The organism is Chromohalobacter beijerinckii, assembly GCF_023061185.1.
In the GTDB taxonomy this organism is placed as follows: domain Bacteria; phylum Pseudomonadota; class Gammaproteobacteria; order Pseudomonadales; family Halomonadaceae; genus Chromohalobacter; species Chromohalobacter beijerinckii.
The window spans coordinates 268,742-292,378 of record NZ_JAKGAK010000001.1 but is presented as its reverse complement, the minus strand read 5'-3'; the positions used below and the strand labels follow the sequence as shown (position 1 = coordinate 292,378).

Sequence of the window (23,637 nt, the reverse complement as noted above, 5' to 3'; positions counted from 1 at the left end):
ATCATTCATCGGTCGCCATGAAGGGCGGCCGGTCGTAGACGAGGTGCTTGATGCAACACGTTGCGATCGAGGGCAAGGAAGATTTTCTCGCCCAGCTCAAAGAACAACTGGCCAAGCGGCTTCCCCAGGAAAAAGTGGAGCGGATCGCTGCTTTCGCCGAGGACCTGTATGCCTCGGCGCCGTTCGAGGAAGCCGCTGAGCGCGGTTTGGATGATATCTACGGCGCGACGTTGTCAGCGTGGCACTTCATGCAAACGCATGATCCCAGCGAGGCGAAGGTGCGCGTCTTCAATGCCGACTTCGAGGAACACGGCTGGCAGTCGCCGCACACCGTAGTGGCCGTGCTGCACGAAGATATGCCGTTTCTCGTCGATTCGGTGCGTATCGAGCTCAATCGCCGCGGACTGACCGTGCATGCGATTCATAACTCCGTTCTGGCGGTGGAACGCGATGCCAAGCATCATCTCAAGCGCGTAACCTCGACCGAGGCCAAGAACGCGCCGGCATCGCGCGAGTCGATCATCCTGGTGGAGGTCGACCGCCATTCCGATACGGCGACCCTGGACGACCTGCACGACAGCCTCAAAGAAGTACTGTGCGACGTGCGTGCGGCGGTGGAAGACTTCGATCCCATGCGTGAGCGGGTGCGCGAGTCGATCAAGGAGCTCAAGGCGCAGCGCCCGAAGCAGATCAAGGCTGACGATCATAAAGAAGCCATCGCTTTCCTCGAGTGGCTGCTCGACGATCATTTCACCTTCCTGGGTTATGACGAGTACGAGGTGTTGCAGGAAGACGGTCAGGATCGTCTACGCCAGATACCCAAGAGCGAGCTGGGCGTGTTCAGGCTCGACCAGCCGCGTTACCGCGAACGCATCAGTACCGATGAGGGCGTCGAAGACGATCAGTATGTATTGGTGCCGGAGCTTCTGTCCTTCGCCAAGAGCGCCTATCACGCGCGCGTGCATCGCCCCGCCTACCCGGATTACATCTCCATCGACCGTTACGACGAAGACGGTCGCGTCATCGGTGAGCGGCGCTTTCTAGGGCTCTATACGTCGACGGTCTACAACGAATCGCCGCGCAACGTACCGGTGTTGCGCAAGAAGATCGACGCCGTCATCAAGGCCGCGGGCGTCAATCCCAAGGGGCATAACGGTAAACAACTGACGCAGATCCTCGAGGTCTATCCGCGTGACGATCTGTTCCAGATCGACACCGACGAGCTGGCGCAGACTGCCTTTGGCATCCTCAATATCCGCGAACGGCGCAAGGTGCGCTTGTTCATTCGCGAGGACCGTTTCGGTCAGTTCTATTCGTGCCTGGCATTCGTACCGCGCGATGTGTTCTCCACCGAATTGCGCGTGCGTATCCAGAACCTGCTCTGCGAAGAGCTCGACGCTACCTTCGGTGATTTCAATACATATTTGTCCGAGTCGGTGCTGGCGAGAATCCAGTTCATCCTGCGTTTCAACGGCGAGCGCCCGGCCGAATACGATATACGGCGCCTAGAGAAGAAGATTACGGCGCTCTCGCGTAGTTGGCGGGATGACCTGCAGACCGCCATGGTCGAGGGCTACGGCGAAGAACAGGCTAACCGCCTGATGCAAGATTATCGCGAGGCGTTCCCCAACAGCTATCGCGAAGACTTTTCGGCCCGCACTGCCGTTTACGATATTCACCATCTCGGTGAGTTGGGTGGGAACGCGCCGATCAGCTTGAGTCTTTATCGACTGGTCGAGGAGAACATCGACGGGGTCAATCTCAAGCTTTTCCATGCCGACCAGCCGATCCCGCTCTCCGATGTGCTGCCAGTGCTCGAAAACCTGGGGCTCCGCGTAATCAGCGAGCGTCCCTACGAAGTCGAATGTCCTGACCAGACGTACTGGATTCATGACTTCACGCTTGAGCACCGTGGCGACGGGGTCGTCAATCTTCAGGAAATGCGCGATGTCTTCATCGAGGCATTCACGCGCATCTGGACCGGCGATGCCGAAAGCGATGCCTTCAATCGCCTGGTCATCGGTGCCAACCTGGCGTGGCGCGAAGTGGCGGTTCTACGTGCCTATGCGCGTTATCTCAAGCAATTGCGCTTCGGTCTGTCGCAGGACTATATCGCCAATACGTTTGCCAGCCACCCGGAAATCACGCGTGAACTGGTGACGCTGTTCGAACTACGCTTCGATCCCGACGATGCCGCCGGCGACAGCGAGATCGAAGAATGCGTGACGCGCATCGAGGGCTTGCTCGATGAAGTCGCCAGTCTCAATGACGACCTGTTGCTGCGCCGCTATATGGCGCTGATTCAGGCGACATTGCGGACCAACTATTATCAACGGCGCGAAGATGGCGAGGCCAAGGATTACATCGCCCTCAAGCTCGAGCCGACGCAAGTGCCGGACATGCCCAAACCACGGCCGATGTTCGAGATATTCGTCTACTCGCCGCGCGTCGAGGGTGTCCACCTGCGCAGCGGCAAGGTCGCGCGCGGCGGGCTGCGCTGGTCCGATCGTCACGAGGACTTCCGTACCGAGATCCTGGGGCTGGCCAAGGCGCAGCAGGTCAAGAACGCCGTCATCGTTCCGGTAGGCGCCAAGGGCGGCTTCATCTGCAAGCGCATGCCCGATGGTGCCGACCGCGACACGGTGCAGAAAGAAGGCATCGCCTGCTATCAGATATTCATCCGCGCGCTGCTTGACGTGACGGACAATCTGGAAGGTGGCGAGACCGTGCCGCCCGAGCGCGTGGTGCGTCACGACGAGGCCGATCCCTACCTGGTGGTGGCTGCCGACAAGGGCACCGCGACTTTCTCGGACATCGCCAATGCCATTTCGCTGGAATACGGCCATTGGCTGGGCGACGCTTTCGCCTCCGGCGGCGAGCACGGCTATGATCACAAGAAAATGGGGATTACCGCCAAGGGTGCTTGGGAATCGGTCAAGCGCCACTTCCGCGAAATGGGCCTCAATACCCAGGAAACGCCGTTCAGCGTGGTGGGTATCGGCGACATGGCGGGCGACGTGTTCGGCAACGGCATGCTGTTGTCGGACAAGATTCGCCTCGTTGCCGCCTTCAATCACCGGCATATCTTCGTCGACCCCGACCCAGACACCGCGGCTTCGTTCAAGGAACGCAAGCGCATGTTCGAGCTGGCGCGCTCGAGCTGGGAGGACTACGACACCGCCCTGATCTCCGAAGGTGGGGGCGTGTTCTCGCGCGATGCCAAGTCCATCAATATCACGCCGCAGATGAAAAAGGCCTTCGATATCAAGGCCGGCAAATTGTCGCCCAACGAGTTGATTCGCGCGATTCTGACCTCGCGTTGCGATCTGCTCTGGAATGGCGGCATTGGTACCTACGTCAAGGCGTCCGACGAGACGCATGCCGAGGTGGGTGACAAGGCCAACGATGCCTTGCGTGTCGATGGTCATGAGTTGCGCTGCCGGGTGATCGGTGAAGGCGGCAATCTCGGCTTTACCCAACTCGGGCGCATGGAAGCCGCAGAGCAGGGCGTACGCGTCACGACCGACTTCATCGACAATGCTGGCGGGGTCAATTGCTCCGACCATGAAGTCAATATCAAGATCCTGCTCGACGATATCGTCAAAGCCGGCGACATGACCGACAAGCAGCGCAATGAGTTGCTGGCGAGCATGACCGAGGAAGTGAGTGAACTGGTCCTGCGCGATAACTATCGCCAGACCCAGGCACTCTCCTTGTCGGAGATTCTCAGCCAGCAAGGCATGGGGCCCTATCGCCGCTTCATCAATGAGCTGGAAGCCGCGGGCGGGCTGGATCGCGAACTGGAGTTCTTGCCCTCCGACGAGATGCTGGTCGAGCGCTCCAATGCGGAAAACGGCCTGACGCTTCCCGAGCTGTCGGTGCTGATTTCTTATGCCAAGAGCGCGCTGAAGACCGACATGATCGCCTCCGACCTGCCGGACAATCCGCATGTCCAGCGGCATATGGCACGGGCCTTCCCGCAGACGCTGGTCGAGCGCTTCCCGGACGAGATGTATCAGCATCGCTTGAAGCGCGAGATCACCGCGACGCAGATCGCCAATGATCTGGTCGATCATATGGGGGTCACCTTCGTGCGGCGTCTACGTGACTCCACTGGTGCCACACGAGCGGAAGTGACGCGCGCCTATCTCATCGCGCGCGATTGCTTCAATCTCGAAGGCCTCTGGGAGCAGATCGAGGCGCTCGATTATCAGGTCGAAAGCCGCGTTCAGTACGGCATGATGCTCGATCTGATGCGACTGCTGCGTCGGGCCACGCGCTGGTTCCTGCGTCATCGTACCAATCAGAGCATTCAGGAAGCGGTGGAGTATTTCGCGCCGCGTATCACCCAATTGCAAGAGAGCGTCGGCAAGCGCCTGCGCGGAGAGGATCACGAAACGTGGGATGCGCGTCGCGATGAGCTGGAAAAAGCCGGCGTGCCAACCTCTCTGGCGAGCGTTGTCGCGGCGGCCAACAGCCTATATGCCGGTCTGGGCATCATCGAAGCGGCGCGTGCCACCGACGAGAAGATCCAGCGTGTCGCCGAGGTCTATTACGACATTGGCCATCGTCTGGAGCTGCCGTGGATGAATGGCCAGATCAACGCACTAAAGGTACGCGATAGCTGGCAGGCGCAGGCGCGCGAAACCTTCCGCGACGATCTCGATCGCCAGCAATTGGCACTGACCGTCAGCGTGCTCAAGATGGACGGCGCGCCGAGTGGCGTGGAGCCTCGTGTCGAGCAGTGGCTGGAACGCCACGCGGGCTTGGTCGAACGCTGGTGCGGCCTGCTCAATGAGGTGCGTTCGGGTTCCCAGGGTGGTTTCCCGCTATTCGCGGTGGCCATTCGCGAGCTGGTCGATCTCGCCGAGAGCAACGGCGAGGGATAAGTCCGCACATAATGCCCCGAGCACGAGGCTTGGGGCATTGTCGATTTTCCTTCCTCTTCGAACCCGCAAGTGAAGCATTGGCGCTTATGTCTCTGATATGCTGTGCTCGACTCAGGTTCGAAGCCAAGTAGAGAAGCCCCATGAATCATCGCGTTATTACCACAATGCTCGTGGCCCTGGGACTGGCCAGCACGTCATCGCTGGCCATGGCCCAGAGCGCTGCACAGCAGAAGGCGCACGAAGCGGCGGCTAAAATCGATCTTACCGATTTCTTGCAGTCGAGCTCCGATGCACGTAGCCAGAGTTTTTTCTTCGGCGGGACGCAAACGCATCCCTTTACCGTTGAAAAGGCAGGACGCTATCAATTCCAGAGCTCGACCTTGCCGGGCGACTCCGACGATTACCGGATCGAAGCAACCTTGCTCGATGAGCAGGGCAAGGAGATCGCTTCGGCGTCGGGGCTGGGCCAGAACGATGGCTTGACCATGGAGCAACGTCTGGAGCCCGGCGATTACGTGTTGCGTGTATCCGGTCAGAAGTTCGGTACTACCAAGACGGGCGGCAATAGCTTCGTTATCTCCGTCAATGGCTTGGATGCCCAGGGCAACCGGCTTTCAAACGATGAAAGTGGTGTCGATGCTGGTGGCGGCATCATGTTCGGTGGCCCGGGTAAAGATGGCCATACGACGGCGTTCGTCGATGATGATGATGCGGTGGCGGCCATCGCTGCGCCGCGTCCCGAAGCCAGCGGGACAGCTTCTTCTGCGTCCTCGTCGGAGACGTCCACCGCATCGGCCGGTGACCAGGCCGTTGGTTCTTCCGACGATGAAGCCGCGTCCGCCAATGACGAAGACGCCTTGCCGGATGCCTTCGACGAGATTGTGACCGATTTGGCCATTCGTGAGCAGGGCAAGGTGTTGAGTTTCGACGTGGTGGAAGCGGGCACCGTGTCGGTGACAAGCTCGACCTTCCCTGGCAACGAGGGAACCTATCGTCTCGAAGCGCGGATTCTCGACGAAAACGGTGATGTCGTGGCGAGTGACGCGGGCGAAGGTTTCGAGAGCGATTTCGATATCGAAACCACATTGCAACCGGGGCGTTACACCGTTTGGGTGAAAGGCCAGAAGTTCGGCAGTGCGATGAGCGGCGTCAACAACTACACGCTACGCGTGCAGCAGCTCGATACTCAGCCGTAAGGTTCGATGCATTGTCGGGGGCTGACGCATCCCGACGCGAGCCCCGCTTCGCCATGTGCGAATGCGGGGCTCTGCGCTTTTGGGCATGGCTACGCTATACTGCGCGCCCATTTCATGTCTTGCCGCTTATTACATTGTCCGAGGATTCATGTACGCCCTGGCCCGTTCGCTACTGTTCCGACTCGATCCTGAAACCGCTCATGGCGTTGCCCTGACATCACTCGATGCCGGCCATCGCCTGGGGCTGAGCAGGTGGATGGGCGCGCATGTCGAGGCGCCCGTCACGCTGATGGGGCTGACGTTCCCCAATCGCGTGGGGTTGGCAGCGGGGCTCGATAAGAATGCCGAGCACCTCGATGCGCTCGGGGCACTGGGTTTTGGCTTCGTCGAAGTAGGCACGGTGACGCCCAAGCCGCAGCCGGGCAACCCCAGGCCACGTCTGTTTCGCGTGCCGGAATGCGGCGCGATCATCAATCGCATGGGGTTCAACAATGCCGGCGTCGACGCGCTTGTCGCCAATGTACGCAAGAGTCGTTACCGCGGCGTGATCGGCATCAACATTGGCAAGAATTTGAGTACGCCAGTCGAGCACGCGGTGGATGATTACCTGACGTGTCTGCGCAAAGTTCACGCGCACGCGGATTATGTCACGGTGAACCTGTCGTCGCCGAACACACCGGGGCTGCGCAACTTACAGTTCGGCGAGCATCTGGAGGCGTTACTGGGCACGCTGGTCGAGGAAAAACACCGCCTCGATGCCGCTAGTGGCCGGAGCGTGCCTCTGGTCGTGAAGATCGCTCCCGATATGGATGCCGATGAGGTCGCGTTAGTTGCACAGGCGCTGGCGGCCAACGGCGTCGATGCCGTTATTGCTACCAATACCACGGTGTCGCGCGAGGCGGTGGCGGGGCTTGCACATGCCGAGGAGCAGGGCGGGCTTTCCGGCCGCCCGGTATTCGAGCCTTCCAATGCGGTGATCCAGGAGTTGCGCCGCCACCTACCGACGCTGCCGATCATTGGCGTCGGCGGTATCGACAGTGGTGACGCAGCGCGTGCCAAATGCAAGGCGGGGGCCGATCTCGTACAGCTTTATACTGGCTTCATCTATCGGGGACCGGCGCTGGTGGGCGAATGTGCTCGGGCGCTGACGTAATGTGCTTAGACGCAAAAAGGCCCGCGTTGCGGGCCTTGTCATGGACCTGTCAATGGGGCGTCGATCCAGGTGCCACGAAGGGTTCTACCATCACAGTACCATGGGGTTTCGATGGATGCCGGAAATCCCCGTCATGCCGGCCCATTGGTCCCCACGACCTTCACGCCAACCGCTCATCCAGTATTCACGGAGGTTGATGTTCTGGCTGGGGCAATCATCGCGAGAGCGCCCCGTCATGCCGGCTTTGTATCCGTGGACATATGCACGCTGAAAGCGATCACGTTTCTGTCGTTTCATCGGATGGCCTCTTATCAAGAACCGATTGTTGAGATCTGACAGTACATGCCGACAATGGGGCACCCATCACCGCCATGAACCGGAACGTCCGGACACGAAACGCATGCGTTTTCAGTAGCTACTACTTTTAAGTTTTAGTGCTTTGGTGCGGATTTGTCGACCAGCGATTTGGCATAAGCCAAACGTTCCATGTAAACCACAGGAATATGACCGGCGCGTGGCGCCGGGATGACGACTTTATGACCGATGTGCAATCCCAATCCTTGACGCTCTACGTCACCTGTCCCAAGGGCCTCGAGGGCTTGCTGGCCGACGAACTCGCGGGCTTCGGCGCGGAGGTGACCGGGACGACCGTGGCGGGTGTCCACGTTCAGGCCGATGTCGCGATGGCCTATCGCATCTGCCTGTGGTCGCGCCTGGCGAATCGCGTGGTGCTTTGCCTTCTGCGCGAGCAGGACATAGAACGTCCCGAGTCGCTGGTCGAGGCCGCCCGCCGGGTCGACTGGCGCGCACACCTGCGTACTGGAAGCAGCCTGGCCGTGGATTTTCATGGTCAATCCGAGCATATTCGCCATACGCGCTTCGGGGCTCAGAGCGTCAAGGATGGCATCGTCGATTCGATGCGGGCGGCTGGCCATGAGCGCCCTGTGATCGAGCTCAAAAACCCCGATACGCGTATTTACGCGCACCTGCATCGTGGACGTTTGCTGCTAGGACTCGATCTGGTCGGTGGTAGCCTGCATCAGCGTGGCTATCGCCGCGATGCCGGCCATGCACCGCTCAAGGAAAACCTCGCCGCCGCCTTGCTGATGCGTGCCGACTGGCCGGCGCGGGCACGGCGTGGGGAACCCTTGCTCGATCCCATGTGCGGGGCGGGTACGTTGCTCATCGAGGCGGCCTTGATGGCGGCGGACATCGCCCCCCAGTTGGCCCGGCACTATTTCGCCTTCGAGGCCTGGGCGGAGCACGACCCCGGCGTATGGCAAGAGCTCAAGCGCGAGGCGGACGCCCGTGCCAGCGTGGGGCGCCGCCGCGTCAAGTCAAAGCTGTTCGGGCGCGATCAGAGCCCACCGGCCATCGCCGCCGCCAAGGCCAATGCTATGCGCGCGGGAATCCCCTCCTTGATCGAGTTGCAAGGTGCCGAGGTGGCGCAACTGACGCGTCCTGAAGGCATCGATGGGCCGGGGCTGGTCATCACCAATCCGCCGTACGGCGAGCGCCTGGGCGAGCTGCCCGAGGTGGTGCCCATCTATACCGCCCTTGGCGAGCGTCTGCGCGCCGAGTTCGAAGGCTGGCAATTGGCGCTGTTTACCGGCAACCCTGACTTGGGCCACCGCACTGGGCTGCGGGCCACCAAACAGTATGCGTTCAAGAACGGACCGCTGGATTGCAAGTTGCTGCTGATCCCGGTCATGGCGGAGAGTGGCTCGCGCGGTGCTTCTGTCCAGGACTCGGCCAAGAGCGACTCGACAGGTGAGCAGGGCACCCAGGAGGCGCCGGGCCGTGCCCCGCGCAATGAGGGCGCGCAGATGTTCGCCAACCGGCTGGAGAAGAATCGTAAGCGACTGAAGAAGTGGCTCAAAAAGTCCGGCGAGAGCTGTTATCGGCTTTACGATGCGGACATGCCGGAATATGCCCTGGCGGTGGATGTCTACGGCGACCACGTACATGTGCAGGAATACGCGCCACCGCGTTCAGTAGACCCGCGCCAGGCGCAACGTCGCTTGTTCGATGCCTTGGAAGTCATTCCCCAGGTGCTGGGCGTGCGGGCGGAGGACGTGCATTACAAACAGCGCACGCGACAGTCGGGCAAGGCGCAATATACCAAGCAGGAGGCCAGCGGCGAACGTTTCGAAGTCAGCGAAGGGCCGGCGCGGTTGTGGGTCAATCTGCGCGACTACCTGGATACCGGTTTGTTTTTGGATCATCGCCCCGTGCGCCGAATGTTGCGTGACATGGCTGACGGCAAGCGTTTTCTCAACCTGTTCTGCTACACGGGAACGGCGACGGTTCAGGCGGCACTGGGGGGCGCCAGCGACAGTGTCAGCGTCGATCTTTCCAATACCTACCTGACCTGGGCACGCGATAACTTCGCGCTCAACCGCCTCGATCCCAGCCGGCATCGGGTGATCCGTGACGACTGCCTGCGGTGGCTGGAAACCGCGGGTAGCGAGTTCGACCTGATCTTCATGGACCCGCCGACGTTCTCCAATTCCAAGAAGATGGATGACGTACTCGACGTGCAGCGCGATCACGCCCGGCTCATCGAACTGGCGATGGCGCGTCTGTCAGCGGACGGTACTTTGGTGTTCTCCAACAATCAGCGGCGTTTCACGCTCGACGCCGCCATGGGCGAGCGTTTCGCGGTGGAAGACATTTCGGCGCGGACGTTCGATCCGGATTTCGCGCGGCGCCCGGATCTGCATCATTGCTTCCTGATCCGTCACCGCTGAGACCAGCGGGAGTGCATGGGATCAGACGCCGTCGAGCAGTGACAGCTGACGCATCGCCTCCTGGGCCTCGGGGCTGGTGTCATCGCTGGCCTCGAAGACCTTGGCGAAGCCGCGCGAGGACTGGATATGCGCGACATCCTCCAGCCATGTCGTGGCCTGCGCATAGCTGTCGGCCAGTTGATGCTTGAGGCCGCCGAACTGGGTGCCGATCTGGCCCCAGGCGCGGCTGAATATCCAGTCACCGAACATATCCTGGTGGACATGCACGAGAACGTAGTCGTGTTCACTTTCCCAGCGGACGATCACGAGAACTCCTGGTGGCGCCGTTGTGGTTGGCAATGGGCTTGTGACGTGTCTTTCGCGGGCCTACTATCGACATTCCCGGCGGGTATCGAATCCCGGCGAGCGCCGTCTCCGGCGTGGCCGTGGACAGGCAAGTGCGCCCCGTGCGTATTGTAACCGGCCGTCGGACGTGAACAAGGGAGAAAAGAGAAGGTCATGCGCATCCTGGTCGATGAAAACATTCCTCTGGCCGACGAGTTCTTCGGCGAGCTGGGCGATATCACCCGCTTGCCCGGGCGCGACATCGATGCGGCGGCGGTCCGCGATCAGGACCTGTTGGTCGTGCGTTCGATTACACCGGTGAATGCGGCGCTGCTCGATGGCTCCCGCGTGCGTTTCGTGGGCACCTGCACCATCGGTACCGACCATGTCGACCTCGACTACCTGCGAGAAGCGGGCATCGGATTCGCCAACGCACCGGGCTGCAATGCCGATTCAGTGGTCGACTACGTGCTATCGAGCCTCCTATTGCTGGCTGAGGAAGATGGCTTTCATCTAGCCGGCAAGACCATCGGCATCGTCGGGGCTGGCAACGTGGGTAGCCGCCTGGCGGAGCGCCTGGACGATCTCGACGTGACGTGCCTGATCTGTGATCCGCCGCGCGCCGAGGAAGAAGGGCGCGAGGACTTTCTGGATATCGATGCCCTGCTCGAACGGGCCGAAATCGTCTGCTTGCACACGCCCCTGGTCACGGACGGGGAGCACGCAACTCAGCATCTGCTGAATGCGGCGCGTATCGAGGCCCTGGCGCCGGGTACCGTGCTGATCAACGCCGGACGTGGCGCCTGTCTCGACAATCAGGCGCTGCGCGAGCGTCTCCAGCGCGTCAATGATCTACGCGTGGTGCTCGACGTGTGGGAAAACGAGCCGGGCATCGATCATGGTCTCTACGATCTCGTCGATATCGCCACGCCCCATATCGCCGGGCACAGCATCGACGGCAAGATGCGCGGCACCGAGCTGGTCTATCAGGCGGCGATGCGCCATTTTGGCTTGCCGGCGCGCAAGAAGCTCGGTCAGCTCAAGCCCGACCCATGGTTGCGCAAGATCGTGCTGACGCCTTGGTCGCCGCCGCTGGAAGCGCTATCGCTATGCACGCGAGCCTGTTACGACGTGCGCCGCGACATGCTGGCGTTCGATCGCTATCGTCGGCGCATGGGGATGGCGACGGGTTTCGATGCCTTCCGCGCCGAGTATCCACTGCGGCGTGAGTTTTCCACCCTGCGCGTCGAGCTAAAGCAGAACAAGGGCGGTTTGCGTGATGCCCTCGAAGGTTTCGGTTTCAAGGTCAAGCTTTCTAACAAGTAGCAAGTCCTGAGTAGCAAGTTTAAGAGGCGTGGCATCATACGGCGCGCCAAAACGAAAACACCCACCGACCTTTTGATGAAATTCAGGGCCGGTGGGTGTTTTACGTTGTGCCGCTATATGCCGCGATTATTCGCGGTAGGCGCTTTCCTTGAGAGCACGGATGCGGTCATCCAGCGGCGGATGGCTGGAAAACAGGCGCTCCATGAGTTTGCGCGTCTGCCCGGAGGTGATGGCGAAGGCCGTCAGCGTATCCGGCATCTGATCCGGCATCTGCGTTTCGGCCTTGAGACGTCCCAGGGCATTGATCATCGCGCCGCTGCCGGCGAGCTTGGCACCGGCGGCATCGGCGCGGTATTCGCGAAAACGCGAGAACCAGGCCACCACCATCGAGGCCACCAGGCCGAAGACGATTTCGGCCACGATCACGACCGCCATGTAGCCGAAAAAGCCCAAGCCGCCGCCATCGTCGTCGCGGCGCAGGAAGCTATCCACCAGTTGCGCGACGATGCGCGCGAAGAACATCACGAAGGTGTTGAGCACGCCCTGAATGAGCGCCAGCGTCACCATGTCGCCATTGGCGACGTGACCGATCTCGTGCGCCAGCACTGCGCGCGTTTCCTCGGGGCGCATGCGCTCGAGCAGCCCGGAGGAAACGGCGACCAGCGCATCGTTCTTGTTCCAGCCCGTCGCGAACGCGTTGGACTGCTGCGCGGGAAAGATCGCCACTTCGGGCATCTTGATACCCGCATCCCGGGCCAGCTCGCCGACGGTGTCGAGTAGCCACTGCTCGGTCGAGTTGCTGGGCTGCTCGATCACCTTGGCCTTGGTGCTCATCTTCGCCATCCACTTGGAGATGAACAGCGATACCAGCGAGCCGGCCATGCCGATCACGAAGCAGAAGATCAACAGGCTGTTCATGTTGAGCCCGTTGGCGTTGAGATAGGGCTCCACCCCGAGTATTCGCAGGGTGATGCTGGCCACGATCACCACGGCCAGGTTGGTCGCCAGAAACAGCAGGATTCGCATCATCGGTCGGTTCCCTCAATCAGTGAGACAGCAATAGGCATATCGATTCTTGTTGAGCATTAGATACGGCGTCTTGCCCCGGGTTTCAAGCCGCAACGTCGAGAATCGTTGAAAGAGCGATGAGTCGGCCCGAGCCGGCATGGCTCGGGCGAAGCGCTAGGTCATTGGCGATAGCGTGTTATTGGCGGTAACGTGACAGGAAGTTGGCGAAGCGGTCCAGGGCATCATCGAGCTGGTCGGCCCAGGGCAGGGTAACGATGCGCACATGATCGGGGGACGGCCAGTTGAAGGCCGTGCCCTGGACCAGCAGGATTTTTTCCTGCAAGAGCAGGTCGAGCACCAACTTCTGATCGTCCTGAATGTTGAAGACCTCGGGGTCGAGGCGCGGAAAGGCGTACAGCGCCCCCTTGGGCTTGACGCAACTGACGCCGGGAATGGCGTTGAGCTTGTCATAGGTAATGTCGCGCTGGGCAAGCAGACGCCCACCGGGTAGCACCAGGTCGTTGATCGATTGATAGCCGCCGAGTGCTGTCTGGATGGCGTGTTGCGCGGGTACGTTGGCGCACAGACGCATGGAGGCCAGCATGTTGAGGCCCTGAATGAAGTCGTCGGCGCGCTGCTTGCCGCGATTCCCGGAGAGAATCATCCAGCCGCTGCGAAACCCGGCGCAGCGATAGCTCTTGGACAGCCCATTGAGCGTCACCACGAGTTGGTCGTCGTCGGCCAGTGCGCCGGTGGAGACATGCTCGGCGTCGTCGTAGAGGATCTTGTCGTAGATCTCGTCGGAGAACACTACCAGGCCGTGGCGCCGCGCGATCGCCAACAGTTCCTTGACCACTTCCGGCGGATAGACGGCGCCGGTGGGGTTGTTAGGATTGATGATGACGATGGCCTTGGTGCGTGCGGTGATCTTGTCGCGTACATCGTTCAAGTCCGGCGCCCAGTCGGCCTGTTCATCGCACAGGTAATGCACCGGCCGCCCGCCAGAGAGGTTGGCCGACGCCGTCCACAGTGGATAGTCGGGCGCGGGGATCAGTACCTCGTCGCCGTCGTCGAGCAGTGCCTGCATGGCCATGGCGATCAGCTCGGAGACGCCGTTACCGACGAACACATCTTCGACGCTGACATCGGGAATGTTCTTGCGCTGGCATTCCTGCATGATCGCCTTGCGCGCCGAATAAAGTCCCTTGGAATCGCAGTAGCCCTGGGCCGTCGGCAGGTTGCGCATCACATCCTGAAGAATCTCTTCAGGGGCTTCGAAACCGAAGGATGCGGGATTGCCGATGTTGAGCTTGAGGATGCGCTGGCCTTCGTCTTCGAGCCGCTTGGCGTGGTCGAGTACCGGGCCGCGAATGTCGTAACAGACGTTATCGAGCTTGTGCGATTTCCGAATGGGCGTGTCGGTATCCATGAGGCTTCCGTTTGCTGCGCAGCCGGTGGGGTGGAGGCGGTGTTTCCGTACCGTTCGGGGCGGGCTGCCGCGCCGTTTCCTAGCATACCGTGGCGCGCGGGCCACGCAAATGGCCCGCATCGGAATAGGCGATTGAAGTAGAAGGGTAAAAGCTTGGCTGTTCAGGCCGAGGAGGGTGACTCGTCCAGGGAGGGATCGTTTTCCTCGGGCACAGGGATGTCGTCCGGTGTTTCTAGCGTCAGACGCCCGAGCTTGCCATCGCGCAGCTCGTGCAGCAGCACTTCGGCACCGCGGTGCATGTCGACGACGCCGCCGGCGCGCAAGCCGCCCCGTTTGCCGGCGATGGCCTCGACGATGGCTTGGCCATCGAAGCCAGCCAGCGCCAGCAGGTCGCGATGCGGTGGCCCGTCGGCTTCGACGCTGCCGGCATCCGGATTGGGGGTGTAGGCAGGCAACGTTTTGAGCTTGTAACGCGCCTTGAGGGCATCCGGGTAGCGCTTGGCCAGCTCGGCGGCGGCGACGATGGCGACATCGCTATATTCCATGGCGGTATCGCGAATCGCGCCGCTGGCTGCCAGGCGATAGGCGCTGGCCTGGTCTTCGATCTTCGGCCATAGCACGCCGGGGGTGTCGATCAGCGCGACGCGGCCATCCAGGCGTATCTTCTGCTGGCGCTTGGTAACGGCCGGCTCGTTGCCGGTCTTGGCGAGCTTCTTGCCGGCCAGGCCGTTGATCAGCGTCGATTTGCCGACATTGGGGATGCCCATCACCATCACGCGCACATCGCGATCGGCGCGCACATGACCGGCGAGCTCGTGGCACAGCGCGGGGATGCGCTTCAACTCTCGCGATTGGGTGGTGGTGACCGCCAGAGCGCGGATATCGGGCTGGGCGTTGAAGTGTTCTACCCAGCGCTCAGTCTGCTCGGGGTCGGCCAAGTCGGCGCGCGAGAGTACCTTGAGCACTGGTTTGTGCTCGGTCAACTCGGCCAGCATGGGGTTGGCGCTGGAGTAGGGCAGGCGGGCATCGAGAACTTCGAGTACCACGTCGATTTCCGGTAGCGCCTCCGTTATCTGACGGCGGGCCTTGTGCATGTGTCCGGGATACCAACCCAGCATCGTCTTTACTCCAGCTCGAACAAACGGCCGCCTATGGTAGCAGAGCGAAGCCCGCTAGCAGAGCGGCGGCCGTGATGAATCACTCTCCAGGTGAAGGACTCTCCAGGTGAATGACTCTCTTGCGATAAATTACTCGCCGGGGTGGAAGTCGAGCGATACCGAGTTGATGCAATAACGTTGCCCGGTGGTCTCCTGCGGACCGTCGGGGAATACGTGTCCCAGATGTGCGTCGCAGCGCCGGCACGTGACCTCGACGCGGCGCATGCCGTGAGAGGTGTCCAAATGCTCCTCGACGCCAGCATCGGCCAGCGGTCGGTCGAAGCTTGGCCAGCCGCATCCGGAATCGAACTTATGCTCGTTTTCGAAGAGCGGGGCGCCGCAACAGATGCAGTGGTAAATGCCTTGTTCGGCGGAGACCTGGTGATCGCCGGTGAAAGGGCGCTCGGTGCCTTTCTCGCGCGTCACGCGGTACTGCTCGGGCGTTAACTGCTGCCGCCACTCTTGCTCGCTTTTATGCGTTTTCTCGCTCATTGCCGCCTCCTGCTTTGAAGATACTGTGATGCGCCATGCCGATGCCGAGAGTCCTTGTAACGCATGAGGGATGTCACGGCGTTTACTACAGTGGGCGCGACTTGGTCCACAATATGGGGGCATGGCAGCGACAAGAAAAGGGTGTTCAGACAGAGGGTTGACACCCGCGAGGGTGCCCAGTAATATACGCCGCACCTCGACGAGGCGAGTGACGACACGTCCCATTCGTCTAGTGGCCTAGGACACTGCCCTTTCACGGCAGTAACAGGGGTTCGAACCCCCTATGGGACGCCAACTCACCTCGTGTGGCTGGAAATGCGGGAATAGCTCAGCGGTAGAGCATCGCCTTGCCAAGGCGAGGGTCGGGAGTTCGAATCTCCTTTCCCGCTCCAAATTTGGTAGTATTGGATAGGCAGTATGGGTCGGGAGCTAGAACGCCAGTCCGATCGATCTCCTTCCTCGCTCCAAAATGCGTCCCATTCGTCTAGCGGTCTAGGACACTGCCCTTTCACGGCAGTAACAGGGGTTCAAACCCCCTATGGGACGCCACTTCCAGCTTGTGGTCGTAGTACCAGTGTTTTGTGATGCGGGAATAGCTCAGCGGTAGAGCATCGCCTTGCCAAGGCGAGGGTCGGGAGTTCGAATCTCCTTTCCCGCTCCAAATTTGGTTGTATCCGATAGGTAGCATGGGTCGTGATCCGGTGTGCCGGTCCAATGGAACGCCAGCCCGGCTGACGGCAGCCCCGTCGATCTCCTTTCCCGCTCCAAGTTTGGTAGCAAGATACAACTCCTCCTATCTCGATACGTCCCATTCGTCTAGTGGTCTAGGACACTGCCCTTTCACGGCAGTAACAGGGGTTCGAACCCCCTATGGGACGCCACTTCGTTTGCTTATAATATGCCTTGCCACTTAGTGCGGCGTTCGAGACATTGATTTTTCTCGATTTGCCCGCATTGTCTGCTGTCTTTGCAAGGTTTCTTTCGAATATCAAGAATTGGGTGCGCCAGATGGCAGAACCAGCACTGTCCATCCGCGGGCTGACCAAGGTCTACGGTAATGGCTTCCATGCCCTCAAGGGCATCGATCTCGACGTCGCCGAAGGCGACTTTTTTGCGCTTCTCGGTCCCAACGGGGCGGGCAAGTCCACCACGCTAGGGGTCGTATCATCCCTGGTACAGAAGACTGGTGGCAGCGTGAGCGTGTTCGGTATCGATATCGACCGCGACTTCGCCAAGGCCAAGTATCACCTCGGTGTGGTGCCGCAGGAATTCAACTTCAACCAGTTCGAGAAGGTCGAGGACATCGTCCTGACCCAGGCGGGCTATTACGGCATGCCGATGCGCGAGGCCAAGCCCCGCGCCGAACAGCTGCTGCGTGATCTCGGCCTGTGGGACAAGCGCAAGGGGAGTGCGCGCATGCTCTCCGGTGGCATGAAGCGCCGCCTGATGATCGCGCGTGCCTTGATCCACCGCCCTCGGCTTCTAATTCTCGACGAGCCGACCGCCGGGGTGGATATCGAGTTGCGCCGTAGCATGTGGGAATTCATGAAGCGCATCAATCGTGAAGGCACCACCATCATCCTCACCACGCATTATCTGGAAGAAGCCGAGAGCCTGTGCCGTAACATCGCCATCATCAATCACGGCGATATCGTCCAGAACACCAGCGTGCGTGACCTGCTGGCCCAGCTCAACACCGAGACCTTCCTGCTCGATCTGGCCCGGCCGGTCGAGACCGCGCCAGAACTGGAAGGCTTCAGCGTGGAACGTGTCGACGCCACGCAATTGGCGCTGTCGGTCGAGCGAGGACAGCGGCTCAACGATGCTTTCGAGCAATTCTCTGCGCAGGGCTTCGAAATCGTCTCGATGCGCAACCGCGCCAACCGCCTGGAGGAAATGTTCGTGTCGATGGTCGAACACGCCAACGCCGAAAGCGGCCGATCCACCGACAAGGTGGAGGTGCGCTCATGAATGCCTGGCAGACCTGGATCGCGCTTTGGACCCTGGTGACCAAGGAGGTGCGCCGCTACATGCGCATCTGGCCGCAGACGCTGCTGCCGCCTTCGATCACCATGACCATGTACTTCATCATCTTCGGTAACCTGATCGGCTCGCGCATCGGGCCCATGGACGATATCGACTACATCGATTACATCGTGCCCGGCCTGATCATGATGGCGGTGATCACCAACAGCTATTCCAACGTGGCCTCGAGTTTCTTCTCCAACAAGTTCCAGCGCAGCGTCGAGGAGATGATGGTCTCGCCGATGCCCAACTGGGTGATTCTTGCCGGTTTCGTAGTCGGCGGTGCATCGCGCGGCCTGGCCGTGGGCTTGATCGTCACCGTGGTATCGATGTTCTTCACCGACCTCTCGATTCACCATCCCTGGGTGACCATCGGGGTGGTGATCATGACGGCGTTGCTGTTCTCCATCGGCGGTTTCATCAACGCGCTGGTGGCGCACAAGTTCGACGACATCTCGATCGTGCCGATCTTCGTGCTGACGCCGCTGACGTATCTGGGCGGGGTGTTCTACTCGATCCACATGCTGCCGGCTTTCTGGCAGGGCGTGTCGATGGTCAATCCCATCCTGTACATGGTGAACGCCTTCCGTTACGGCATTCTCGGCGTTTCGGACATCCCGGTCGGCGGAGCGCTGGTGGCCATCGCCGTATTCATCGTTGTGTTCTTCGCGGTGGGACTGTGGATGCTCGACCGTGGCAAGGGGATCCGAAGCTGACATGAGCGAACGTGACGAGACCCTCGCGCATGCGCCGCTGGGGCGTGAGTCTGCGTATCCCGAGCACTACGACGCCGGCCTGCTGTTTCCCATTCCCCGGCAGGCCAACCGCGCGCCGCTGGGGCTCGATGATGCCGCGCTGCCGTTCGAGGGCGAGGACGAGTGGCACGCCTTCGAGCTTTCCTGGCTCGACGCAAAGGGGAAGCCGATCGTCGCCGTGGCCCGGTTCCGGCTGCCCGCCGACTCGCCCTCGCTGATCGAGTCGAAGTCCTGGAAGCTGTACCTCAACAGCTTCAATCAGACGCGCTTCGACAGCCGCGAGGCGGTGGCCGAGACACTCGAGCGTGACCTGGCCCAGGCGGCGGGCGCGCCGGTAGCGGTGGCCCTGTTCGGCGTCGAGGACGATGCCCTGATGCCCCGAGCGCTGCCCGGCGAGTGCCTGGACGATCTCGACGTGAGCATCGAGCACTACACGCCAACCCCCGACCTGATCGAAGTCGGCGAAGAGATCGTCGACGAAATGCTGTACTCGCACCTGCTCAAGTCCAACTGCCCGGTGACCGGCCAGCCCGACTGGGGCAGCGTGCTGATTCGCTATCGCGGCCCTCGGCTTGCGCGCGAGGCCTTGCTGAAGTACCTGATCTCCTACCGGCAGTATCAGGACTTTCACGAGCACTGCGTCGAGCACCTGTTCGTTGACCTCATGGCGCGTGCCAAGCCCGAGCGGCTGCTGGTCATGGCGCGCTACGTGAGGCGGGGCGGGCTGGATATCAGCCCCTGGCGGGGTACGCCCGGCGAGCGGCCGCCCACGCCACTCCGCCTGGCGCGTCAGTGAGCGTGTAACTCGACGCCATGCATTGAATGCAGGCGGCTTCGGCCGCACATCATTACCCTATTCAGACGGCCAAGGAGATGTTCATGGATGCCATGACCTTACTGCATGAGCGCAGCTCGATGGGGAAACTGGCCGCGCCCGCCCCCGACCGCGATCAACTGGACGCGCTGTATCGTGCCGCCTTGCGCGCGCCCGATCACGACGCCCTGACGCCATGGCGGTTCATCGAGTTCTCCGGGGAAGGGCTCGACCGGCTGGGCGAGCTGTACGCCAAGGCCGAGCAGCGTCTCAATCCGCACATCGACGACGGCCACCTGGATGCCGCGCGCAAGAAGCCTAAGCGTGCACCGATGCTCATTGCGGTGATCGCCAAGGTCACGCCCGATCATCCCAAGGTGCCGCGTATCGAACAGCTGCTTTCCGCCGGCTGCGCGGCGCATGGCATCCTGCTCGCGGCGCAGGCGCAAGGCCTGGGCGCCATGTGGCGCACCGGCCACTACGCCTTCGACCCCACGGTGCGTGAAGGCCTTGGCCTCGCCGAAGACGACGAACTGGTCGGCTTTCTGTACCTCGGTCAGATGGGCGGGCGCCACAAGCCGCTGCCCGAACGCGATCCGAGTGACTTCGTCGAGCGCTGGTCGTGAACGCTACGCCACGCCGTCCGGGGGTGATGCACCCCCGCTTGCCGTTGCCCGAGGCGAGCGACGGAGATGACCTCGAGAGCTTTCTCGCCTGGTTGCGCGAGGCGATCCCGCAGGTCGCGCATTACGGTATTCACTCGCCCGCCTGGGACGCGACGACGCTCCACTGGCAAATCGCGCTGGATGCCAACCTCAATGACAAGGGCACCGGCTTCGGCGGCGCGCTCGCCGGCGAAACCACCTTGCTCGGCTGGTGCTGGACGACGCTATGGCTACGCGCCCGGGGCAGGGCGCAAGACGTGGTGATCGCCGAAGGCCAGCAGCGTTTTCTCGCCCCCGTCACCACGGACTATCACATGCAGTGTTTCCCTCTCGAAGCGGACGGCATTGACCGGCTAGAGGCCTCGCTGGCGGAGAAGGGGAGAGGGCGCATCAAACTCGTTCAGCGCGTCTACTGTGGCGACACCCTCTGCATGGAAGCTCAAGGCAGTTACGCGGTACTCAAGTGATTCCTCGCCGAAACGGAAAATCGCTTGCAAAACAGCACTTAGCTCGATAGTATGTGCGCCGTTCTGACGGACATGCAACGCCGCCCGACGGGACGAAAATTTGCGGAGGGGTGTCCGAGTGGTCGAAGGAGCGCGCCTGGAAAGCGCGTAAGTCGAAAGGCTTCGAGGGTTCGAATCCCTCCCCCTCCGCCAGAATTTAAAAAAGCCGCTGAGCCATCAGCGGCTTTTTTGTGCCTGTCTTTCGGAAGGGCCACCCCGCACTTCTTGAGTTCCTAACCTCGTCTTACCCATCCCCGTTTGGTCGCATACCCGCTCATTTAGGAATGACAGCGACTGTGGCTTTCGGTAGTGTTTCCTAAGTGTTTTGAGTGCTGGGTAGTGGTAGGTGGATGCGTGCATCTGGCTCTTCAGGGCTAGCCTAGTGTTAATCATACAGTGCGTTGCCGGTGGCGCCTGGCTGCTGATCAGCGACAACCACGCTTACGGTAAAGAGATGATCAAGCCCGACGAGATGCAGGACGTGGAGATCCTGGGCCGGTGTCGGGTCAGGATTGGCAAAATTTTTTTGAAGGCATAACTGCATTTCTGCATTTGCTGTTATACAGTCTTACAGTAAGCCAGTGTAAAAGCCCCTTAAGAGGGCCTAGGTACTGTAAGGGAAAGCTATGGATGTCGTGCGCTTCGTCTATGAGGACGCGAAGGGCAATGTCTCGACGCGTGAAGTGGCTCAGTGGGCAGACGATGGTTGGCAACTCAAAGGTATATGCTCATCCGATAGCCGGTTTAAAACGTTTCGCCGAGACCGCATCGTCGAGGTTCTCACCGATCCTGATCCACTCGTCGACATGCAGCGCCCAACTCATCTAGCTCCCCAGCAAGATCCTTCAACGATTACTTTGTCTCCCTCGCTGGAAATCCTCTTCACTGGCTTTCCCAAGGCTCGCCGTACAGCGTTGGAAGGGTATGCCAGTGAGGCAGGCATGCGTTTACGCAAAACAGTCAGCAAAGAGCTGAGCTTTGTGTGTGCCGGTCCCAATGCTGGCCCAACTAAGTTACGCAAGGCGCAGGGTCAGGGTGTCGCTGTATTGGATGAGGCTGACCTGGTGTGGTTGTTGGAAACTGGAGAAATGCCGGAGTGATTTTTTATTAAGTTTTGGAGTTTTTTGTGGGGAAGTCTAAGTCTTTAAAGTTTGAGAAAATATCTCCCTCTTGTAGTTTGAGTGCTTCTTTGGATGCGGCCAAAAAATATTACCATGCCAAAGGTTTTGACGCCTTTTTGGACGGAGTTTTGCGCAATGAGTCATTGGTTGTAAAAGATGGTGACTCCGATAAGTTTTCTTGGGTTGTGGATTTTATTAATGAGTTGGGTCGTTTTCTTTGTGAAGAGGCCGGGGATTTTTGGTCGGGAGTTTTTACAAACCGAGCTGGGATATTGAGGTTGGTGAATAGGTACTTTATTAAATTAAAAGAGTGGAGATACCAGACCGAAGCTGCGAAGGAGATGAGCGTCGAAGAGATTGTATCCTCTTCTTTGGTTAGAGGTGGTGAGGATTATCTCGAAATCACTCGAAGAGCAAGGGAGGAGGTTCTCAAAGGAAGAACAGAGGATGGTTTTATAGATACTCAGAGGTCGTATTTAATTGAGGACTCTGTTGGAAATAGAGTTGACCCTGATGCGGCTATATGGGCCTTGCTTGAATCAGTTTTTCTGGTTTTAAAAAGCACCGGCCATCTGGAGAAAAAGTTGGTCGGAGAGTGTTTTGATTTTGGTGATTTTGTTTGCCCTGGAGAAGATTCTCTTTTTAAAATAAGTGCGTTGAATTTAAATGCAATGGCTTGGAAGCGTTTTGATGATGTGCAAAAAGATATCAGGCACTGTGATCGGGAATGGGTTTATAGCCCGGATAACAAAGATGTTCCTGATGAACATAAAGATAAAGTTGATGAGCATTTAGATGTATATGCGCCGTATGGTTGGAGGGAGTATGAAGTTATAGCAAGGAATAGGCTGAGGCAGCTGACAAAAGAAATATATTTTGGGGCGCTTGAGTTTTTTCGCAACAATAATAAGAATCTCAGTGAGTATGAGATAGGCGTTCTCTCTAATAAGTTGGTTATTGAGAGGGTTTTGTCTCTAGCTGTCGATGATGAAAGGAATAAATGTCTAGGCTTGACTCTTCGGCAGTGGCTGGATGGGTATGCTGCATTACAGGATTTTGCCAAAAATTCTTTTGTGGACGGGGATTCTGAGTCACTCTTCCCTATGTTGAAAAAACGCGATCTTTTAGATGTTTTTACAAGAAAGGGGATGTTGAAAGGGGTTGCTGAAACGTTTTTAGATAATGTGCTCTTTGGAAAGGGGTCAATCGATCTCTATGATACTCCTGTTATAAAGTTCGGGGATGATTACTTGGTTTACGTTCCCTCTCTGAAAGATGCAATCTTGCATGAATTAGTAGTATCGAATGTAACAAGAAATAAGGAGAGGCTCTCAAGGAAAGGGGATGCCCTTGAGGAAAATTTGTTTTCTGTTTTTTCTAGAATGGGTCTTGGTCCGAAAAAAATAAAAGAAAAAAGGAAAGGGGAGATTTATGAATATGATGTGGTTGTGAAGTGGGGTGATAAGGTATTTGTTTTTGAGTGCAAGAATAGGTCTGTGGCGAATGACCCGATTTTATCTAGAAATATGCGAGATGATTTTTTTGAGCATCAGGAACAGGTTGCTAGATTGTGTGGTGCTTTGAAGAAGTATCCCGATATTATTGAGAAGAATTTTGGTAGTGTGAGTGACGTGCAGGAGATTATTCCTTGTATTGTTAATGGTATGCCTTTTGCTCTCGATGAACCGCTTGATGATACTTATGTTATAGATATGCCAGCCATAATTAGGTTTTTTAATGGCAGGGGTGTAAGTGGTAATTTTGCGGTCGGTGATGTGGAAGTCTACTCTCAGTGGTCGTCAAATACGCCTAGTGTAGAAGATTTTTTGTTTTTCCTGAGCACTCCATATCAGGTTAAGCTTGGTAAAAGGTACTTGTCTAGTCACATAGAGTTTTTTCCTGTGTCCTCAGGAAAAATTGTTGTTAGGACCGAGGAGATTTCTTATGAAGAAGTTGGGTCTAATGATATGATGAATTTTTTTTACAGTCTTTCAGAATACCGTAAAGCCGTTTTGGGTTGATAAGGT

Annotated in this window: 18 protein-coding genes and 6 tRNA genes; 18 read left to right on the top strand and 6 right to left on the bottom strand. The window is 59.1% G+C overall.

The window, feature by feature from the left end; translation table 11 throughout:
- Window positions 1-50 precede the first annotated feature (50 nt).
- From L1075_RS01305 to L1075_RS01295, 3 genes are all read left to right on the top strand, one after another.
- Complete coding sequence (locus L1075_RS01305) at window positions 51-4,889, top strand: NAD-glutamate dehydrogenase (protein WP_246939326.1); 4,839 nt, start codon at window positions 51-53, stop codon at window positions 4,887-4,889.
- Between the two features lie 140 nt (window positions 4,890-5,029).
- Window positions 5,030-6,085: a hypothetical protein gene (locus tag L1075_RS01300; RefSeq protein WP_040243904.1), complete on the top strand. Its 1,056-nt coding sequence runs from the start codon at window positions 5,030-5,032 to the stop codon at window positions 6,083-6,085.
- A gap of 148 nt (window positions 6,086-6,233) precedes the next feature.
- The gene (locus L1075_RS01295; RefSeq protein ID WP_040243902.1) at window positions 6,234-7,238 is read left to right on the top strand and encodes a quinone-dependent dihydroorotate dehydrogenase; all 1,005 of its coding nucleotides are present in this window, start codon (window positions 6,234-6,236) and stop codon (window positions 7,236-7,238) included.
- A 90-nt stretch (window positions 7,239-7,328) separates the two neighbouring features.
- On the opposite strand, the gene rmf is transcribed toward L1075_RS01295, so the two are convergent.
- Complete coding sequence (gene rmf, locus L1075_RS01290) at window positions 7,329-7,535, bottom strand: ribosome modulation factor (protein WP_097022303.1); 207 nt, start codon at window positions 7,533-7,535, stop codon at window positions 7,329-7,331.
- A 239-nt stretch (window positions 7,536-7,774) separates the two neighbouring features.
- On the opposite strand from rmf, the gene rlmKL reads away from it, so the two are divergent.
- Window positions 7,775-9,988: a bifunctional 23S rRNA (guanine(2069)-N(7))-methyltransferase RlmK/23S rRNA (guanine(2445)-N(2))-methyltransferase RlmL gene (gene rlmKL, locus L1075_RS01285; RefSeq protein ID WP_246939323.1), complete on the top strand. Its 2,214-nt coding sequence runs from the start codon at window positions 7,775-7,777 to the stop codon at window positions 9,986-9,988.
- A gap of 21 nt (window positions 9,989-10,009) precedes the next feature.
- On the opposite strand, the gene L1075_RS01280 is transcribed toward rlmKL, so the two are convergent.
- Window positions 10,010-10,294: a hypothetical protein gene (locus tag L1075_RS01280; protein ID WP_040243898.1), complete on the bottom strand. Its 285-nt coding sequence runs from the start codon at window positions 10,292-10,294 to the stop codon at window positions 10,010-10,012.
- 192 nt (window positions 10,295-10,486) lie between these two features.
- Here L1075_RS01280 and pdxB point away from each other — a divergent pair, with 192 nt between their 5' ends.
- Window positions 10,487-11,638, top strand: coding sequence for a 4-phosphoerythronate dehydrogenase PdxB (pdxB, locus tag L1075_RS01275; RefSeq protein ID WP_246939320.1), 1,152 nt, complete (start codon window positions 10,487-10,489; stop codon window positions 11,636-11,638).
- A gap of 126 nt (window positions 11,639-11,764) precedes the next feature.
- Here pdxB and htpX read toward each other — a convergent pair whose 3' ends face one another.
- The 4 genes from htpX to msrB all read right to left on the bottom strand — a co-directional run bounded on the left by htpX (window position 11,765) and on the right by msrB (window position 15,724).
- Complete coding sequence (gene htpX / locus L1075_RS01270) at window positions 11,765-12,667, bottom strand: protease HtpX (RefSeq protein WP_246939317.1); 903 nt, start codon at window positions 12,665-12,667, stop codon at window positions 11,765-11,767.
- Window positions 12,668-12,842: 175 nt separating this feature from the next.
- Window positions 12,843-14,075 (bottom strand): pyridoxal phosphate-dependent aminotransferase, encoded by a 1,233-nt coding sequence (locus L1075_RS01265; RefSeq protein ID WP_040243891.1) that lies wholly within the window; start codon window positions 14,073-14,075, stop codon window positions 12,843-12,845.
- A gap of 161 nt (window positions 14,076-14,236) precedes the next feature.
- On the bottom strand, window positions 14,237-15,193 hold the full coding sequence (ylqF, locus tag L1075_RS01260) for a ribosome biogenesis GTPase YlqF (RefSeq protein ID WP_040243889.1): 957 nt from the start codon (window positions 15,191-15,193) through the stop codon (window positions 14,237-14,239).
- A 129-nt stretch (window positions 15,194-15,322) separates the two neighbouring features.
- Complete coding sequence (gene msrB, locus L1075_RS01255; protein WP_179000042.1) at window positions 15,323-15,724, bottom strand: peptide-methionine (R)-S-oxide reductase MsrB; 402 nt, start codon at window positions 15,722-15,724, stop codon at window positions 15,323-15,325.
- Window positions 15,725-15,942: 218 nt separating this feature from the next.
- Between msrB and L1075_RS01250 the strand changes: the two genes are divergently transcribed.
- The 13 genes from L1075_RS01250 to L1075_RS01190 all read left to right on the top strand — a co-directional run bounded on the left by L1075_RS01250 (window position 15,943) and on the right by L1075_RS01190 (window position 23,631).
- A tRNA-Glu gene (locus L1075_RS01250) sits at window positions 15,943-16,018 on the top strand.
- A 23-nt stretch (window positions 16,019-16,041) separates the two neighbouring features.
- Window positions 16,042-16,116, top strand: a tRNA-Gly gene (locus L1075_RS01245).
- An 81-nt stretch (window positions 16,117-16,197) separates the two neighbouring features.
- A tRNA-Glu gene (locus L1075_RS01240) sits at window positions 16,198-16,273 on the top strand.
- Between the two features lie 37 nt (window positions 16,274-16,310).
- A tRNA-Gly gene (locus tag L1075_RS01235) sits at window positions 16,311-16,385 on the top strand.
- Between the two features lie 144 nt (window positions 16,386-16,529).
- Window positions 16,530-16,605: transfer RNA gene (locus L1075_RS01230), tRNA-Glu, on the top strand.
- 127 nt (window positions 16,606-16,732) lie between these two features.
- Window positions 16,733-17,695: an ABC transporter ATP-binding protein gene (locus tag L1075_RS01225; RefSeq protein WP_075370525.1), complete on the top strand. Its 963-nt coding sequence runs from the start codon at window positions 16,733-16,735 to the stop codon at window positions 17,693-17,695.
- Window positions 17,692-18,465 (top strand): ABC transporter permease, encoded by a 774-nt coding sequence (locus L1075_RS01220; protein ID WP_040243884.1) that lies wholly within the window; start codon window positions 17,692-17,694, stop codon window positions 18,463-18,465. The genes L1075_RS01225 and L1075_RS01220 overlap by 4 nt, the downstream gene beginning before the upstream one ends.
- 1 nt (window position 18,466) lies before the next feature.
- Window positions 18,467-19,300: an NADPH-dependent 7-cyano-7-deazaguanine reductase QueF gene (gene queF / locus L1075_RS01215; RefSeq protein WP_246939315.1), complete on the top strand. Its 834-nt coding sequence runs from the start codon at window positions 18,467-18,469 to the stop codon at window positions 19,298-19,300.
- 83 nt (window positions 19,301-19,383) lie between these two features.
- Window positions 19,384-19,944, top strand: a complete 561-nt coding sequence (locus L1075_RS01210) for a nitroreductase family protein (RefSeq protein ID WP_246939312.1) — start codon at window positions 19,384-19,386, stop codon at window positions 19,942-19,944.
- A 26-nt stretch (window positions 19,945-19,970) separates the two neighbouring features.
- Window positions 19,971-20,450 (top strand): YiiD C-terminal domain-containing protein, encoded by a 480-nt coding sequence (locus L1075_RS01205; RefSeq protein WP_246939502.1) that lies wholly within the window; start codon window positions 19,971-19,973, stop codon window positions 20,448-20,450.
- A 104-nt stretch (window positions 20,451-20,554) separates the two neighbouring features.
- Window positions 20,555-20,642: transfer RNA gene (locus L1075_RS01200), tRNA-Ser, on the top strand.
- 473 nt (window positions 20,643-21,115) lie between these two features.
- Window positions 21,116-21,589: a BRCT domain-containing protein gene (locus tag L1075_RS01195; protein ID WP_246939309.1), complete on the top strand. Its 474-nt coding sequence runs from the start codon at window positions 21,116-21,118 to the stop codon at window positions 21,587-21,589.
- A gap of 26 nt (window positions 21,590-21,615) precedes the next feature.
- Window positions 21,616-23,631 (top strand): hypothetical protein, encoded by a 2,016-nt coding sequence (locus L1075_RS01190; RefSeq protein WP_246939306.1) that lies wholly within the window; start codon window positions 21,616-21,618, stop codon window positions 23,629-23,631.
- The last annotated feature ends 6 nt before the right edge of the window (window positions 23,632-23,637 follow it).

Excerpts from the sequence above, each read along its gene's own strand:
- L1075_RS01305 (WP_246939326.1), top strand. The coding sequence starts at position 51 with ATGCAACACGTTGCGATCGAGGGCAAGGAAGATTTTCTCGCCCAGCTC.
- L1075_RS01300 (WP_040243904.1), top strand. The coding sequence starts at position 5,030 with ATGAATCATCGCGTTATTACCACAATGCTCGTGGCCCTGGGACTGGCC.
- L1075_RS01295 (WP_040243902.1), top strand. The coding sequence starts at position 6,234 with ATGTACGCCCTGGCCCGTTCGCTACTGTTCCGACTCGATCCTGAAACC.
- rmf (WP_097022303.1), bottom strand. The coding sequence starts at position 7,535 with ATGAAACGACAGAAACGTGATCGCTTTCAGCGTGCATATGTCCACGGA.
- rlmKL (WP_246939323.1), top strand. The coding sequence starts at position 7,775 with ATGACCGATGTGCAATCCCAATCCTTGACGCTCTACGTCACCTGTCCC.
- pdxB (WP_246939320.1), top strand. The coding sequence starts at position 10,487 with ATGCGCATCCTGGTCGATGAAAACATTCCTCTGGCCGACGAGTTCTTC.
- htpX (WP_246939317.1), bottom strand. The coding sequence starts at position 12,667 with ATGATGCGAATCCTGCTGTTTCTGGCGACCAACCTGGCCGTGGTGATC.
- L1075_RS01265 (WP_040243891.1), bottom strand. The coding sequence starts at position 14,075 with ATGGATACCGACACGCCCATTCGGAAATCGCACAAGCTCGATAACGTC.
- ylqF (WP_040243889.1), bottom strand. The coding sequence starts at position 15,193 with ATGCTGGGTTGGTATCCCGGACACATGCACAAGGCCCGCCGTCAGATA.
- msrB (WP_179000042.1), bottom strand. The coding sequence starts at position 15,724 with ATGAGCGAGAAAACGCATAAAAGCGAGCAAGAGTGGCGGCAGCAGTTA.
- L1075_RS01225 (WP_075370525.1), top strand. The coding sequence starts at position 16,733 with ATGGCAGAACCAGCACTGTCCATCCGCGGGCTGACCAAGGTCTACGGT.
- L1075_RS01220 (WP_040243884.1), top strand. The coding sequence starts at position 17,692 with ATGAATGCCTGGCAGACCTGGATCGCGCTTTGGACCCTGGTGACCAAG.
- queF (WP_246939315.1), top strand. The coding sequence starts at position 18,467 with ATGAGCGAACGTGACGAGACCCTCGCGCATGCGCCGCTGGGGCGTGAG.
- L1075_RS01210 (WP_246939312.1), top strand. The coding sequence starts at position 19,384 with ATGGATGCCATGACCTTACTGCATGAGCGCAGCTCGATGGGGAAACTG.
- L1075_RS01205 (WP_246939502.1), top strand. The coding sequence starts at position 19,971 with ATGCACCCCCGCTTGCCGTTGCCCGAGGCGAGCGACGGAGATGACCTC.
- L1075_RS01195 (WP_246939309.1), top strand. The coding sequence starts at position 21,116 with ATGGATGTCGTGCGCTTCGTCTATGAGGACGCGAAGGGCAATGTCTCG.